Origin of the sequence: Stenotrophomonas indicatrix (genome assembly GCA_041545745.1) — a bacterium.
GTDB lineage: Bacteria > Pseudomonadota > Gammaproteobacteria > Xanthomonadales > Xanthomonadaceae > Stenotrophomonas > Stenotrophomonas indicatrix_A.
The window spans coordinates 2,695,882-2,710,756 of the sequence record CP168152.1 but is presented as its reverse complement, the minus strand read 5'-3'; the positions used below and the strand labels follow the sequence as shown (position 1 = coordinate 2,710,756).

16 protein-coding genes and 1 pseudogene are annotated in these 14,875 nt (G+C 65.5%); 13 read left to right on the top strand and 4 right to left on the bottom strand.

Annotated elements, in window-relative coordinates:
- Nucleotides 1-15: 15 nt before the first annotated feature.
- The 3 genes from orn to ACEF39_RS12395 all read left to right on the top strand — a co-directional run bounded on the left by orn (nucleotide 16) and on the right by ACEF39_RS12395 (nucleotide 2,857).
- Nucleotides 16-588 carry an oligoribonuclease gene (orn, locus tag ACEF39_RS12405; RefSeq protein ID WP_500285266.1) on the top strand — a complete coding sequence of 191 codons (573 nt, stop codon included), beginning with the start codon at nucleotides 16-18 and terminating at the stop codon, nucleotides 586-588.
- A gap of 114 nt (nucleotides 589-702) precedes the next feature.
- Complete coding sequence (locus ACEF39_RS12400; protein WP_500285265.1) at nucleotides 703-1,575, top strand: EcsC family protein; 873 nt, start codon at nucleotides 703-705, stop codon at nucleotides 1,573-1,575.
- A gap of 166 nt (nucleotides 1,576-1,741) precedes the next feature.
- Complete coding sequence (locus ACEF39_RS12395; RefSeq protein WP_500285264.1) at nucleotides 1,742-2,857, top strand: alkene reductase; 1,116 nt, start codon at nucleotides 1,742-1,744, stop codon at nucleotides 2,855-2,857.
- Nucleotides 2,858-2,938: 81 nt separating this feature from the next.
- Here ACEF39_RS12395 and ACEF39_RS12390 read toward each other — a convergent pair whose 3' ends face one another.
- Together ACEF39_RS12390 and ppsA are read right to left on the bottom strand one after the other, a co-directional pair.
- Entirely contained in the window at nucleotides 2,939-3,832 is an 894-nt protein-coding gene (locus ACEF39_RS12390; protein ID WP_500285263.1) for a mechanosensitive ion channel family protein, read from the bottom strand.
- 150 nt (nucleotides 3,833-3,982) lie between these two features.
- Nucleotides 3,983-6,361, bottom strand: a complete 2,379-nt coding sequence (gene ppsA, locus ACEF39_RS12385; protein WP_500285262.1) for a phosphoenolpyruvate synthase — start codon at nucleotides 6,359-6,361, stop codon at nucleotides 3,983-3,985.
- Between the two features lie 145 nt (nucleotides 6,362-6,506).
- On the opposite strand from ppsA, the gene ppsR reads away from it, so the two are divergent.
- The 3 genes from ppsR (at nucleotide 6,507) to ACEF39_RS12370 (ending at nucleotide 8,497) form a co-directional block, all read left to right on the top strand.
- On the top strand, nucleotides 6,507-7,328 hold the full coding sequence (gene ppsR, locus ACEF39_RS12380; RefSeq protein WP_025879262.1) for a posphoenolpyruvate synthetase regulatory kinase/phosphorylase PpsR: 822 nt from the start codon (nucleotides 6,507-6,509) through the stop codon (nucleotides 7,326-7,328).
- 127 nt (nucleotides 7,329-7,455) lie between these two features.
- Nucleotides 7,456-7,968, top strand: a complete 513-nt coding sequence (locus ACEF39_RS12375; RefSeq protein WP_500285261.1) for a DUF1249 domain-containing protein — start codon at nucleotides 7,456-7,458, stop codon at nucleotides 7,966-7,968.
- Between the two features lie 40 nt (nucleotides 7,969-8,008).
- The gene (locus ACEF39_RS12370) at nucleotides 8,009-8,497 is read left to right on the top strand and encodes an NUDIX hydrolase (protein ID WP_093819148.1); all 489 of its coding nucleotides are present in this window, start codon (nucleotides 8,009-8,011) and stop codon (nucleotides 8,495-8,497) included.
- A gap of 168 nt (nucleotides 8,498-8,665) precedes the next feature.
- Here ACEF39_RS12370 and ACEF39_RS12365 read toward each other — a convergent pair.
- Nucleotides 8,666-9,041, bottom strand: a pseudogene (locus ACEF39_RS12365) (hypothetical protein).
- Nucleotides 9,042-9,386: 345 nt separating this feature from the next.
- On the opposite strand from ACEF39_RS12365, the gene ACEF39_RS12360 reads away from it, so the two are divergent.
- Genes ACEF39_RS12360 through ACEF39_RS12350 form a run of 3 tightly spaced genes read left to right on the top strand, consistent with a single transcriptional unit; the run spans nucleotide 9,387 to nucleotide 12,168 of the window.
- On the top strand, nucleotides 9,387-10,001 hold the full coding sequence (locus ACEF39_RS12360) for a CDP-alcohol phosphatidyltransferase family protein (RefSeq protein WP_025879258.1): 615 nt from the start codon (nucleotides 9,387-9,389) through the stop codon (nucleotides 9,999-10,001).
- 22 nt (nucleotides 10,002-10,023) lie between these two features.
- Nucleotides 10,024-11,082, top strand: a complete 1,059-nt coding sequence (phaE, locus tag ACEF39_RS12355) for a class III poly(R)-hydroxyalkanoic acid synthase subunit PhaE (protein WP_500285260.1) — start codon at nucleotides 10,024-10,026, stop codon at nucleotides 11,080-11,082.
- Nucleotides 11,083-11,085: 3 nt separating this feature from the next.
- The gene (locus ACEF39_RS12350) at nucleotides 11,086-12,168 is read left to right on the top strand and encodes a class III poly(R)-hydroxyalkanoic acid synthase subunit PhaC (RefSeq protein WP_500285259.1); all 1,083 of its coding nucleotides are present in this window, start codon (nucleotides 11,086-11,088) and stop codon (nucleotides 12,166-12,168) included.
- Here the strand turns inward: ACEF39_RS12350 and ACEF39_RS12345 are convergent.
- The gene (locus tag ACEF39_RS12345; RefSeq protein WP_500285258.1) at nucleotides 12,154-12,648 is read right to left on the bottom strand and encodes a DUF4822 domain-containing protein; all 495 of its coding nucleotides are present in this window, start codon (nucleotides 12,646-12,648) and stop codon (nucleotides 12,154-12,156) included. The two genes, ACEF39_RS12350 and ACEF39_RS12345, sit on opposite strands and share 15 nt — an antisense overlap.
- A 57-nt stretch (nucleotides 12,649-12,705) precedes the next feature.
- Here ACEF39_RS12345 and ACEF39_RS12340 point away from each other — a divergent pair, with 57 nt between their 5' ends.
- The 4 genes from ACEF39_RS12340 (at nucleotide 12,706) to ACEF39_RS12325 (ending at nucleotide 14,700) form a co-directional block, all read left to right on the top strand.
- Nucleotides 12,706-13,089 carry a YfeK family protein gene (locus ACEF39_RS12340; RefSeq protein ID WP_500285257.1) on the top strand — a complete coding sequence of 128 codons (384 nt, stop codon included), beginning with the start codon at nucleotides 12,706-12,708 and terminating at the stop codon, nucleotides 13,087-13,089.
- A gap of 50 nt (nucleotides 13,090-13,139) precedes the next feature.
- A complete protein-coding gene (locus ACEF39_RS12335) occupies nucleotides 13,140-13,343 on the top strand; it encodes a PspC domain-containing protein (RefSeq protein ID WP_089235996.1) in 204 nt (67 codons plus the stop codon).
- Nucleotides 13,340-13,792 carry a hypothetical protein gene (locus ACEF39_RS12330; protein ID WP_500285256.1) on the top strand — a complete coding sequence of 151 codons (453 nt, stop codon included), beginning with the start codon at nucleotides 13,340-13,342 and terminating at the stop codon, nucleotides 13,790-13,792. The genes ACEF39_RS12335 and ACEF39_RS12330 overlap by 4 nt, the downstream gene beginning before the upstream one ends.
- A gap of 692 nt (nucleotides 13,793-14,484) precedes the next feature.
- A complete protein-coding gene (locus ACEF39_RS12325; RefSeq protein WP_025879252.1) occupies nucleotides 14,485-14,700 on the top strand; it encodes a hypothetical protein in 216 nt (71 codons plus the stop codon).
- Nucleotides 14,701-14,875 lie beyond the last annotated feature (175 nt).

Genomic DNA, 14,875 nt, shown 5'->3' with positions numbered 1-14,875 from the left:
CAACGAGGCGACACGATGGCAGAGAACGGCGCGGCCAACGAGCGACTGATCTGGATCGACCTGGAAATGACCGGGTTGGATACCGACAACGATTCGATCATCGAGATCGCCACCGTGGTCACCGATGCCCAGCTCAACGTGCTGGCCGAGGGCCCGGAGTTCGCCATCCACCATCCGCTGGAAACACTGGAAGCGATGGACGAGTGGAACCGCAACCAGCATCGTCGTTCGGGCCTGTGGCAGCGCGTCATCGACAGCACCACCACGCTTGGCCAGGCCGAAGCGCAGACCGTGGCCTTCCTGGCGCAGTGGATTCCGGCCGGCGTGTCACCGATGTCGGGCAACTCCATCTGCCAGGACCGCCGCTTTCTGCACCGGCAGATGCCGCGGCTGGAGAAGTACTTCCACTACCGAAACCTGGACGTGTCCACGGTGAAGGAACTGGCCAAGCGCTGGGCGCCGACCGTGGCAGCGGGCGTGGGCAAGAACAGCAACCACACCGCACTGAGCGATGTGCACGATTCGATCAACGAACTGCGCCACTACCGCCAGTTCATGGGCGTACTGGCGGGCCTGCCGACCCCTTGATGGGTAGTGCCGGCCGCTGGCCGGCAACCGCCTGATCCCCGCTGGCGGCACAGGGTTGCCGGCCAGCGGCCGGCACTACGCTCCGTTCAACTCCACGGCGCTAAGATCGGCCGTATGAACAAGCCCATCCTGCTGCCCCGTGATATCGCCCACGACGCCGGCGACTGGTCTGACCTGCAGCGGGCGGTAGCGCTGCTGGAAGCACCGACGATCACCGCGCGCATGGGCAACCTGGTCGGGACGCCGCTGGAGTTTGCGGTGAAGGCGCTTCCGACGTCGGTGTCCAACCGCATCCACGGCGCGGTGCAGGCGGCGTTGTCCAAATCCGTGCAGGCCGCGCTGTGGAGCATGGACAACACGCCTGGCAAGGGCGCCTCGATACGCTGGCACAAGCTGGCGGCGGCGACATCCGGCGCGGTTGGTGGTGCATTCGGCTTTGCCGCGCTGTTCATCGAGTTGCCGGTGTCGACCACGATCATGATGCGCGCGGTGGCCGATGTGGCCCGCAGCGAAGGCTTCGATCTATCGCAGTTCAGCACCCGCCAGGCCTGCCTGGAGGTGTTCGCGCTGGGAGGTAATTCGCCGCGTGATGATGCCAGCGAGACCGGCTACTACCTCGCCCGTGGCTTCACCACCGATGTGATGCGCCACCTGTCGGCCGAACTGGCTGGGCGCGTGGTGACCGGGCGTGACCTGACCCTGGGCGTGGCGCCCAAGGAAGCCGGCAAGCTTCTGGCGAAGCTGGTGGAAAAGGTCGCCGCCCGCTTCGGTGTGGTGATCACCGAGAAGTTCGCCGCGCAGGCGGTGCCGATCGTCGGTGCAGCAGCCGGCGCGACGCTCAATACCATGTTCACCGATTACTACCAGGACATGGCCCGCGGCCATTTCATCGTGCGCCGGCTGGAGCTGAAATACGGCGAAGAAGTAGTGCGCACCTGCTATGACCGCATCGCGCACGGCGGGGCGTTGATCGAGCCGACGTTGTAACGATGGGGTCAGAGCCCTTTCCTGCGGAAAGGGATCCGACCCCGATCTCCGCAGAAAAGGGCTCTGACCCTTGCCTGGCAGGCACAACTGTTTTGCACAGACGCGCCTGTTGCGCGCGCAGCGCCATCCCCATCCTTGCCGGCAATCCCCCGCAAGAGAATCCGCCATGTTGTTCACCCCCCACCGCCTGGGCGCGCTGACGCTGCCCAACCGCATCGTGATGCCGCCGATGACCCGCTCGCGTGCGGCTGCCGGCAATGTTGCCACCACACAGATGGCCGAGTACTACGCCCAGCGTGCCGGTGCCGGCCTGATTGTCAGCGAAGGCACACAGATCAGCCCGCAGGGCCAAGGCTATGCCTGGACCCCGGGCATCCACAGCGAAGCGCAGGTGCAGGGCTGGCGCAGGGTCACCGATGCCGTGCACGCGGCCGGTGGTCGCATCTACGCCCAGCTCTGGCATGTGGGCCGGGTGTCCCATGTCGCCCTGCAGCCGGAGGGCGCGGCACCGGTCTCTTCCTCGGCGCTGCTGGCCGAAGGAGTGAAGGTCTTCGTTGACCCGACTGGTGCCGGTCCGGAATCTGGCGTGGGCGAGATGATCCAGCACTCGATGCCGCGCGCGCTGGGCGAAGAGGAGATCCCGGGCATCGTGGCTGACTATGCGCAGGCGACCCGCAATGCACTGGCCGCTGGCTTTGACGGCGTTGAGCTGCATGGTGCCAACGGTTATCTGATCAACCAGTTCATCGATTCGCAGGCCAACCAGCGCACCGATGCCTACGGCGGCGCGCTGCAGAATCGCCTGCGCTTCCTGCGCGAGGTGGTGCAGGCGGTGGTCGATGTTGCTGGCGGCGACCGCGTAGGCGTGCGGCTGGCGCCGTTGACCACGCTGCAGGGTGCGGTGGACGACACGCCGCAGGCGACCTATCTGGCTGCCGCGCACCTGCTGGGTGAGCTGGGCGTGGGCTACCTTCACATCGCCGAGGCCGACTGGGAGGATGCCCCGTTGATGCCGGTGGCGTTCAAACAGGCGCTGCGGATGATCTATCCGGGCACGTTGATCTACGCCGGCAAGTACACCGCCGAGCGTGCCAGGCAGGCGCTGGAGGAAGGCTGGGCTGACCTGATCGGCTTCGGTCGGCCGTTCATCGCCAATCCGGATCTGCCTGAGCGCCTGCGCGTGGGCGCGGAGCTGAATCTTCCTGATCGCGCGACGTACTTCGGCGGTGGCGCGGTCGGGTTCACCGACTATCCGGTGCTGGAGGAGGCCGTGGAGGCCTGATTCCGCGTCCGCCGGGCATGGCCCGGCGCTACCGATGCTGGTGGGTGGGTGCCGACCGTTGGTCGGCACTACCAGGACGGATCAGGGCTTGTCGCGTACCAGCGCGTCGGCCTCGACCACGCCGCCATCCTTGCCATGCAGGTACAGGTGCATGTCCTGCTGCGGATACGGGATGTTGATGCCGGCCTTGTCGTAGTCCAGCTTGATCTGCTCCAGCAGGGTGACCTTGGTGCCGAAGTGGTCCGCCGACTTCACATAGCAGCGGATTCCCAGGTTGATCGCGTGCGCGCCCAGCTCGTACACCACCACGTCCGGTGCTGGCGTCTGCAGCACGCGCGGGTCGGCCTTCATCAGTGCCAGTGCGGTATCGCGGGCCAGCTGGATGTTGTCTTCGTAGCCGATGCCCACCACCAGTTCGACACGGCGGGTGGGCTCTGCGGTGAGGTTGATGATCGGGGCAGCAGTGATCAACGTGTTCGGAATGGTGGTGTGCTGGTTGTCGGCGCCGGTGATCACGGTCTGGAAAATGCGCACCTCGCGTACCGTGCCGGTCTGCCCGGCGATGGTCACCACATCGCCCACGCGGAACGGACGCAGGGTCACCAGCATCACGCCTGAAGCAATGTTCGACAGCGAATCCTTCAGTGCCAGACCAACGGCCAGACCGGCGGTGCCGAGCACGGCCAGCAGCGGAGTGATCCTTACGCCGAGCGTATCGATGGCCAGCAGCACTACGATCACCAGCGAGGTGGCGTACACCACGTTGCGCAGGAAGTTGCCCAGCATCGGGTCCATGCCCATGCGCGTGGTCGCGCGCGGCATCGCATTGGACAGTCGGCGTGCGACCCACATCCCGACCAGAAACACGACGATGGCAGCGAGCAACGGCACGCCGTAGGTTTCCAGCAGGCGCTCCCAGTCGAGCGAATGGAACCAGGACGTCGTGGCGGGCGAGGGTGGGGCAGCGGCGATCATGCGGACTCCTTTGCGACGGGAACATGTGCGACAGGAACATGGCGTGCGCGGACGCCAGAAACAGCAAGCCCCGCGAAGGCGGGGCTTGCGTGCAGCTTCATTATGGGCCGACCTCGATGAAAGCGACGTCAGCCACCAAGCATCAACAGCTCAACCCTTGGCCTTCAACTTGGCCAGGCGCAGCCAGGTATCGACCACGGTGTCCGGGTTCAGCGACACCGACTCGATGCCTTCCTGCATCAGCCACTCGGCCAGATCCGGATGATCGGATGGGCCCTGACCGCAGATGCCGACGTACTTGCCCTTGGCACGCGCCGACTTGATCGCCATCGACAGCAGCTTCTTCACCGCCGGGTTCCGCTCATCGAACAGGTGCGCGACGATCGACGAGTCGCGATCCAGGCCCAGGGTCAGCTGGGTCAGGTCGTTGGAGCCGATCGAGAAGCCGTCGAAGATCTCCAGGAACTCATCGGCGAGCAGTGCGTTGGACGGCACTTCGCACATCATGATGATCTTCAGGCCGTTCTCGCCCTGCTTCAGGCCGTTCTGTTCCAGCACCTCGACGACCTTGCGGCCTTCTTCCAGGGTGCGCACGAACGGGATCATGACCCACAGATTGTCCAGGCCCATCTCGTTGCGCACGCGCAGCACGGCCTTGCACTCCAGTGCGAAGGCGGCCGAGAAGCTCGGGTCGACGTAACGGCTGGCGCCGCGGAAGCCGATCATCGGGTTCTCTTCGTGCGGCTCGTAGTTGCTGCCGCCGATCAGGTTGGCGTACTCGTTGGACTTGAAGTCCGACAGGCGCACGATCACCGGATTCGGTGCGACCGAAGCGGTCAGGGTGGCGATGCCTTCGGCCAGACGGTTCACGTAGAAGCCCACCGGATCGGAATAACCGGCGATCTTCTCGTCGATCTTCTTCTTGGTCGCAGCGTCCTGACGGTCGTATTCCAGCAGCGCGTTGGGGTGGATGCCGATGTGGCTGGCGATGATCATTTCCAGGCGTGCCAGGCCGATGCCGGCGTTCGGCAGCTGGCCGAAGTCGAAGGCACGTTCCGGGTTGGCCACGTTCATCATGATCTTCAACGGTGCCGGCGGCATGTTGCCCAGATCGGTGGTGGTGCGCTCGAAACCGAGCTTGCCTTCGTAGATGAAGCCGGTATCGCCTTCAGCGCAGCTGACGGTAACCAGCTGGCCATCTTCGATGACCTTGGTCGCGTTGCCCGAACCAACCACGGCCGGCACGCCCAGCTCGCGGGCGATGATCGCGGCGTGGCAAGTACGGCCGCCGCGGTTGGTGACGATCGCCGATGCGCGCTTCATCACCGGCTCCCAATCGGGATCGGTCATGTCGGCGATCAGCACGTCGCCCGGCTGCACGCGGTTCATGTCTTCCAGCGTCTTCACCACGCGCGCCACGCCGGCACCGATCTTGGCGCCCACGGCACGGCCTTCGGCGAGAACGTTGCCGCCCTTCTCGGTCAGCGCAAAACGCTCGATCTGGGTGGCATGGCTGCGCGACTTCACGGTTTCCGGGCGCGCCTGCACGATGAACAGCTTGCCGCTGACACCGTCCTTGGCCCACTCGATGTCCATCGGGCGGCCGTAGTGCTTTTCGATGGTCAGCGCCTGGCGCGACAGTTCGGCCACGTCTTCATCGTTGATCGAGAAGGTGGTGCGCAGTTCGGACGGGGTGTCCTCGATCCTGACGCGCTCGCCGGGGACATCCGAATACACCATGCGGATCGCCTTGCTGCCGAGCGAACGACGCAGGATCGCCGGCTTGCCGGCCTGCAGGGTGGGCTTGTAGACGTAGAACTCGTCGGGGTTGACCGCGCCCTGCACGACCATTTCGCCCAGGCCGAACGAGGAGGTGACGAACACCACGTCGCGGAAGCCGGACTCGGTGTCCAGGGTGAACAGCACGCCGGATGCGCCCACGCCCGAACGCACCATCAGCTGCACGCCCGCCGACAGGAACACGTCCTCATGCTTGAAGCCGTGGTGCACGCGGTAGGCGATGGCACGGTCGTTGTACAGCGAGGCGAACACTTCCTTGACCTTGTGCACGACATCGTCGGCACCGGTGACGTTGAGGAAGGTCTCCTGCTGACCGGCGAAGGAGGCATCGGGCAGATCTTCGGCGGTGGCCGAAGAACGCACGGCTACGGCCACATCGCCGCCACCGTTGTCGGCGCTCAGCTTGGCGTAGGCGCTGCGGATGTCCTGGTCCAGCTGCGGCTGCAGCGGCGCGTCGATCACCCAGCTCCGGATTTCCTTGCCGGCCGCGGTCAGCGCGGTGACGTCCTCGACGTCCAGCGTGGCCAGTTTGTCGAAGATGCGCTTGGACAGGTCGTTATGTGCGATGAAGTCCTTGAAGGCTTCAGACGTGGTCGCATAACCTCCAGGAACGGAGACGCCCAGACCGGCCAGGTTGCCGATCATCTCGCCCAGCGAGGAATTCTTGCCGCCTACGCGGGCCAGGTCGGCCAGACGCAGTTCGTGCAACCACAGGATGTTCTCGTTCAAGCGCGATGCTCCGTTTGGCCATCGCCCGAGGCGGGCTTGGATGGCCGCGTCCGTAGGAAGAAGCCGATATGATGCCGGGCAGACCACCGTCGGCACAAGCTTGTGTTGGCGGCCCTTTTAGGCTTCGTAGGGGGTAAATGCGCGCATGTCGACCATCCGTCCGGTGTTCTACGTTTCCGATGGAACCGGTATCACCGCTGAAACCATTGGGCATAGCCTGCTGACCCAGTTCTCCGGGTTCAGCTTCATTACCGACCGGATGTCATTTGTCGATGACCCCGAAAAAGCCCGCGAAGCCTGTGCCCGGATCCAGGCGGCGGGGGAGCGCTACCAGGTCCGGCCGATCGTGGTGAACTCCTGCGTGGACCAGAGCCTGAGCCTGATCCTGGCCGAAAGCGGGGCGCTGATGCTGGATGTGTTCGCCCCGTTCATCGAGCCGCTGGAGCGCGAACTGTCCAGCTCGCGCCTGAACCGGGTCGGCCAGGCCCACGGCATGGTCGACTTCGACACCTACCACCGGCGCATCAATGCGATGAACTTCGCGCTGACCCATGACGATGGCATCGCGGTGAACTACGACGATGCCGACGTGATCCTGGTGGCGGTGTCGCGGGCCGGCAAGACGCCCACCTGCATCTATCTGGCGCTGCACTACGGGGTGCGCGCGGCCAACTACCCGTTGACCGACGAGGATCTGGAGAGCGACCGCCTGCCGCCACGGCTGCGCAACTACCGACGCAAGCTGTTCGGCCTGACCATCGACCCCGACCGCCTGCAGCAGATCCGCCAGGAGCGCCGGCCCAATTCGCGCTACGCCAACCTGGATACCTGCAAGCGCGAGGTTGCTGCGGCGGAGGTCATGTTCCAGATGGAGCGCATCCCGACCCTCAGCACCACCCACACCTCGATCGAGGAGATCTCCAGCAAGGTGCTGGGCACGCTGGGGCTGCAGCGCGAGCTGTATTGACGGGTGCGCCACGGCCAATGGTCGTGGCCCACCTGCGCGGTGGGTATCGACCGTTGGTCGATACAGGGCCCCTTTGGCCGGAGCCGAGCAGTCCCCACGTTGAAGGGCCAACGTGTAGGATCAACCCATGGCCCGAGCATTGCCCCGTACCGAGCGCATTCCCCGCCTGAGCCGGCTGAGCTGGCTGATGGGGCTGTACGCAGAGAACTACCGTCACCTGGTGCGCCTGTTCGCGCCGGCCGAGCTGGTGGCGGGAAGCTATGTCTCTTCGGTGGGCGATGGCCTGGACGTGCGTCTGGATGTGATCGAGTGCCACCGCTACACGGTGGAACTGCGCCTGACCTACGACCTGGCCGACCCGGTGACCGGTGAACCGGACCCATCAGCCTTCGTCCGCCTGTACCGCGACGCCCGCCAGGCCGAGACCACCCACTGCTACGTCGGCCGCCGCTGGCAGGACACGATGGGCCTGTACCCGCCGCCGGCCGAGCTGATCAGCCATCGCATGCGGATGAACACCTTCCTAGGCAAATGGCTGGAATACCTGGCCGAACGCGGCCATGGCGTAGCCACCCTGCATCGAGACCCTGACGGCCACACCGTGGGTGCCGGCGACCGTCGCCTATCGCTGGTGCGTTGATCGGCCATAATCCACGGCTGACCCGCCGCCGGATTCGCACATGCCGTATACCCCGATCGTCGCCACCCTGGGCTATGTGCTCTCGCCCGATCGTCGCCAAGTGCTGATGATCCATCGCAATACCCGGCCCGGCGACCACCACCTTGGCAAGTACAACGGCTTGGGCGGCAAGGTCGAACCGACCGAAGACGTGGCCGCCGGCATGCGCCGTGAAATCGCCGAGGAGGCCGGCATCGACTGCACGGCCATGCGCCTGCGCGGCACCATCAGTTGGCCGGGCTTCGGCAAGCACGGCGAGGACTGGTTCGGTTTCGTGTTCGTCATCGACAGCTTCGAGGGTGCCCCGCACGGCGGCAACCACGAAGGCACCCTGGAGTGGGTGGACGTGGACAAGCTCGACCAGTTGCCGATGTGGGAGGGCGACCGCAACTTCCTGCCGCTGGTGTTCGATGCCGATCCGCGCCCGTTCCACGGGGTGATGCCTTACCGGGATGGACGCATGCAGAGCTGGTCCTTCAGCCGTCTTTGACCTAGCCCGCTTGGTAGTGCCGGCCGCTGGCCGGCAGCCGTCCTCGTCTTCGACGAAGCCGGCTGCCCCCGCATCCTCCCTTAACCCCGCGCCTTCGGCGCGCCCCCTTGAACAACAAGGGGGCTCTCCACCCGCCGGGTCCACGGTAGTGCCGGCCAGCGGCCGGCACTACCGGCGGCGCGCCAGCAGCAGGTGGAAGTGCTTTTCCCGCTGCTGGCCGTCATTGCCGGCCGTGCATTCGCGATGCGTGCGCCAGGCCGTGACGCTGAAACCGGACCCGCAGCGCCAGCTCCACGGCATCCCGCTCATGCAGTTCAAAGTCATCGGCGAAGGGCAGGCTGCGCATGAATCCAGCATCGCCGAAGGCCAGGCATAGCCGGCCGCCGCGATGCGGCACCCGCGCCAGCTCATCCGCCAGCACCGCGATTGCTGCCTGGTTGAGGGCGCCGTTGCTGCGGTTCATCGATTCGCCCACGGCCAGCGCGGCCTCGCCAAGGGGCTGCCGCAACTGCGCGGCCAGGGTGCGTGCATCCAGCATCAACATCGTCCGTCGGTAGGGAGTCGGACGTGGCGGCGGCGGGTCCGCCGCAGACCATAGCGCCAGCCGATTGGCTTGGGAAGTAGGAAAACCCCGGCTTGAGGTGATCAGGAAATGTCCAGCGTCGCAGTCGGTGAGAGCCAGTTGTCCACAGGGGGTGTGGATTACGCGTGGGCAACTTTGTGGATAAGCACTGGCAGGCGCCACCCCCCTAGGCTGTCAAGATGGGTGGCGAAAAATTCACCGCTGGTGAGGATCGGTGAGTGACGGGTGAAGGACAGGGGAAGCCCACGCTGTTGCCGGTGGCGGCGCTCGCGGTACCCTGTGGGCCTTGATGCCCCGTGAGACTTCATGAAACGTCACTTCTCGATGCTGCGCGAGTTCCATCTGGCGGACTGGTTCACCCTCGCCAACGCTTTCTGCGGCACCGGCGCGGTGTTTGCCGCGATGCGTTTCCTGCAGGACGGCGAGCGTGGCTATCTGCTGTTCGGCATGGCGCTGATCCCGCTGGCTTTCATTTTCGATGCACTGGACGGCCGTATCGCGCGCTGGCGCAAGTCCAGTTCGACCCTGGGCCGCGAGCTGGACTCGCTGTCCGACGTCATTTCCTTCGGTGTCGCACCGGCAGCGCTGGCCTATGCCTGTGGCATGCAGGGGGGCTGGGACTGGCTGGTGCTGAGCTACTTCGTCTGCTGCGGCGTCAGCCGCCTGGCCCGGTACAACGTGACCGCCGAGGCGATGAGCGGTGACGAAGGCAAGGTGAAGTACTTCGAGGGAACGCCGATTCCCACCAGCCTGGCGCTGGTGATCGTGCTGGCGATTGCCGCCGGCACCGATGCCATCGGCCACGACCTGTGGCTGGGCCAGTGGCAGATCGGTCCCTGGCAGCTGCATCCGTTGGTGCTGCTGTTCGCGCTGTCCGGGTCGCTGATGATCAGCAAGACCCTGCGCATTCCCAAGCCATGACCCAGCCCTGCGGAGGAGCGCGATGACCAGCTCGGCCAACGACCCCGGTAGCAGTGATTTCGAGAGCCTGGCCCGGCAGTACTTCGGTGCCTGGGGCGATGCCCTGCGCCACGCGACTGTACCGGGGGCCCCCGCTGGCGACGACCCGGGCAGTTGGAAGCACCTGTTCGACTGGTGGGGGCAACTGCTGCCCGAGACCGGGGCGGCAGCGCCGGAAGAGGCCGTGCGTCGGTTCCGCGAACAGGCTGGCAGCTGGTACGGCACCATGCAGGAAGTGGCTGCACGCTTTGCCGGCCGTGATGCCAGCAGTGCCGAGGTTGCCCAGGCCTGGCGTGAAGCGGTGAAGGGGCAGGGTGACGGCATGCTGCAGTGGATGTTGCAGGGCGCCCGTGGCAGCACCCACGCGGGCGCGGCTGCGCCCGAGTTCGCGGCGTGGTTCCAGCAGTTGCAGACGCTGGCCGGCCCTTGGCTGCAGAGCCCGGCGTTCGGGCCCGGCCGCGAGTACCAGGCGCGGTGGCAGGCCCTGCTGCGCGCGCAGGAGGAGTACCAGCATCACTCGCAGGCCTATGTCGAGCAGATCAAGCAGGCGCTGGAAGAGGCGTTCGACCTGTTCGAGCAGCGCCTGGCCAACCATGAGCAACCCGGCAGCCAGCTGACCAGCGCACGGGCGATGTTCGATCTGTGGATCGAAGTGGCCGAGGAGGCCTACGCCAAGGTCGCCATGTCTGCACCGTTCCAGCAGATCTACGCGGCGCTGGGCAATGCGCAGATGCGCCTGCGCGCGGGGCTGCAACGCGAGGTGGAACAGATGAGTGAACGTATCGGCCTGCCGACCCGCACCGAGATGGATGCCGCCCATCGTCGCATCGCCGAGCTCGAGCGCACTCTGCGCCGGCTGCAGGCACAGGTGGCGGTGCTTGCCGGTACCGATGCGGTCGATCCGGTGGCCCAGCCGGCGCCTGCGAGGGTGAAGCCCGTCGCGCGCAAGCCTGCCGCGAAGAAGGCACCAGCAAAGAAGGCCGCCGCGAAGAAGGCGCCAGCCAAGAAGGCCACCTCGCGCACTACCACGCGGAAGTCGTAAGCCATGAAAGGACCGCTGGGCTTCAATGCCGATGACCTGATGCAGGAGACCCTGGCCATGCAGCGCAAGCTGATGGAAGGGTTGAAGCTGTTGCCGCAGGTGGAGGTTGTCGACTATGGCGCCACCGCCCGCGAGGAAGTCTGGCGCGATGGCAAGGTGGTGCTGTATCGCTTCGTCGGCGAGAACGCGCCGGTCCGGCGCACGCCGCTGCTGATCGTGTACGCGCTGGTCAATCGCCCGTACATGGTCGACCTGCAGGCCGATCGCTCACTGGTGCAGAAGCTGCTGGCGCTGGGCCAGGACGTGTACGTGCTGGACTGGGGCTATCCGGATCGTTCCGAGCGCTACCAGACGCTTGAGGATTACCTGCTGCGCTACATCGATGGCGCGGTGGATGCGCTGCGCGCGCGCAGCGGTGGCCCGGTCGACATGCTCGGCATCTGCCAGGGCGGCGTGTTCGCGCTGTGCTACGCCGCGTTGCGCCGGCAGAAGCTGGGCAACCTGATCACCATGGTCACCCCGGTCGATTTCCAGACCGCCGACAACATGCTGTCGCACTGGGCGCAGCAGGTGGATGTGGATCTGCTGGTGGACACGCTGGGCAACATCCCGGCCGATCTGATGAATGCCAGCTACCTGATGCTCAAGCCGTTCCGCCTGAACGTGCAGAAGTACGTGGGCCTGCTCGACATCCTCGATGACAAGGCCGCGCTGGAAGACTTCCTGCGCATGGAAAAGTGGATCTTCGACTCGCCCGATCTGGCTGGCGAGGCCTTCCGTGAGTTCATCAAGCAGTTCTACCAGGGCAACGGACTGGTCAACGGCACCGTGCATATCGGTGAGGAGGCGGTGGACCTGGCCAAGGTGACCCTGCCCGTGCTCAACATCTACGCCGAACAGGATCACCTGGTGCCACCGGATGCATCACGTGCGATGCGTGGCCGGCTGGGCACGCAGGACTACACCGAGTCCAGTTTCCGCGGTGGGCATATCGGCATCTATGTCTCAGGCCGTGCGCAGCGCGAAGTGCCAGCGACCATCGACAACTGGCTGAAGGAACGCACGGCCGGTTCAGCGGGACGCTGAGCCTGGTCGCATGGGAATGGCCAGCGGCCCGCGGTAGGGCGTATGCACGACATGGAGGATGACCTCCGGCTGCCCCGCCTGCAGATTCCTGGGAACCGTCCTTGAATACGTGAACTCATCCGCGTCGAGGGTCTGCAGCCGGCGGGAGATCGGTGCGCCGCGATCGGGCAGGGTGACCTGGTGCTGGCCGTCCCCGGTGAACAGATAGTAGCCGGCGCCTCCCAACGATGCGCGCGATGCGCCGCTGATCGGGTCGAAATACTCGAACCGGTTACTGCAGGCATCCCACACGGATAGACCCACTACGTCAGGGTAGCGGTCGATCACGTTTGTGGACCGGTCGTCACCCTCATGCACGGCGGTCGTCTGCCACGCTGTCGATGCGAGAACCGTTTGTGGGGCCATCGCCGCCGGGCAGGCGGAGGCAGTGGTGGCCGCCAGCAGCAATGCCACAGCGCTTGATGGCAGGACGTGATGCATGTGAACTCCTGGATATGCGAGGATCCATCACGTTTACCGATGGAACCGACAAGTACCATGCAATCTGTACGAAAGCTGTTCATCCCGGTTTGCTTTCTGCCAGCCCTGCTGTGCACCGGGCCGGCGTGGTCAGCGCCGGGAGCGCAGGCGCGCCAGGAGATCGCGGGGCTGATCGCCAGCCTGGACGGGTCGGCCTGCCAGTTCCAGCGCAATGGCAGCTGGTACGGTCCCGCCGATGCGCGTTCGCACCTGCAGCGCAAATACGACTATCTGCTGAAGAAGAACATGGTCGACACCGCCGAGCAGTTCATCGAGCGTGCGGCGAGCCAGAGCAGCATGAGTGGCAAGGCGTACCGGATCCGCTGCCCCGGCCAGCCCGAACAGACCTCGGCGGCGTGGTTCGGCGCCCGCCTGCAGGCGTTGCGCCAACGCACGCCGTAGACACGGCAGGCGCTACAGTGGCCGCAGCCAGTCAGCCGGGAGACCTCGCCATGAACGCTGTGCCGCGCACCCTGTCGCGCTCGCTGAACGACCGCATGATCGCCGGAGTGATGGGCGGCATCGCCCATCGTTTCGGCTGGAACCCGACCCTGGTACGGGTGCTGTACGTGGTCATCTCGCTGGCGTCGGCCGCGTTCCCGGGCATCCTGATCTACCTGCTGCTGTGGCTGCTGATCCCCAACGAGGCCGATTGAACGCCGCGTCCCGGCCCTGGCCGATCTGGCTGCGCGCGCTGCAGGCACTGGGCGCGCTGTGGACCGTGCCCAATACCCTGATCGGCCTGCTCGGCGGTCTGGCGGGGTTGCTGGGGGGCGCGAAGATGCGCTGGAGCGGTCGCGACTGCGCGGTGGTTTTCGACCATTGGCCGTGGGGGCCGGGCGGAGCGATCACCCTGGGTAACGTGATCCTGCACACCGGCTACGACCTGGGCATGTGCTGCCGTACCTACGCGCATCAGGCGGGCTGGGGCGTGGAACCGTTGATCCGGCTGGATGACCACGAGCGTGCACACGTATACCAGTACCTGGTGCTGGGGCCGCTGTACCTGCCGGTGTATCTGTTGTGCGGTGGCGTCAGCGCGCGTAATCCGTTCGAGCGTGCGGCTGATCATTACGCGCGGTTCGGGCACGGCTGGTGGCCGTAGTTTCCAGCCAACGGCGCAGCCCCTCGTGGGTGGTCGCGAAAGGCGATTCATGTGATTGGGCCGGGCAGGTGGGTTGCGCAGGGGCCGCTGCAAGTACGTCCCTGTAAGCTCGGTCGCCGCATCCATGCGGCTCACGCCCCTGCGCAACCCACCTGCCCGGCTCCTGACAGTTTCCGGGCGCGTCCAGCCACGGAAAAGAAAAAGCACAACACAGCGGGTCGCGCGCTGCGCTCGGCTCTACAGAAAGCGGCCAGCCAGGCCGCTTTTGCTTTTGATCTTCTTTTTTCTTTTCCGTGGGTGGCAGACCGCAGAAATCTGTCAGAGGGCGGTCGGGTTGGGTTCGCGGGGATGTCCGCGCCATGGATGGCGCGGCCAAGCCTCCAGGGACGGATTCACGGCGTCCGCCGCGAACCCAACCCGACCGACCAGCGCGACGGATTTTGCATTCCGCGACCAACCACACCCACCCACGAGGGGCTGCGCCGTTGGCTGGAATCCCCGCGATTCGTTAGCCGGAAGTTAAAGATCCGTAAGCATTCTGCTGCGATTCCGCAGTCATCTGCATGCAACCGATCGTCATTAGTCTTCGTGACGTTCCAGTCAGCTTGGTCGCGGTAAGCTCTATCCCGATGGGCTCGCAAGTACCGCTCATCGTGTGCAGTACGCAGTAGCAATTTGGAGGAATACATCACATGGCAATCGTTCTTTATGTCGGTGGTAGCAAGGATGGCGAGAAGGGCGTGGTGCCCTACGGCTTCAGCAAATCCCGCGCCGATACCGCGCTGGGGCCGGAGTTCTACACGGAGCGGTTCATGGAACTGCAGGGTGTCGGCAAGGTCCGCCTGATGGCGCTTGAGAGCCTGCGTGACGATATCGTCATGCAGCGTGCCGCCCGCCACTACCGCTGACCTTCGCACTACGCGGCAGGACGCGCCCACCATCGCGCGTCCGCGCCGGCATCCCAGCCCCGGGGCCAGTCCGAGCCCCACTTGCCAGGATGCCGGCGTCCGATCCGGACCCGTCGCCTGAACCGTCGTTCTGTCAACGCCTTGTCCCTGCCGCCCGCGCATTGCAAGAATGGGC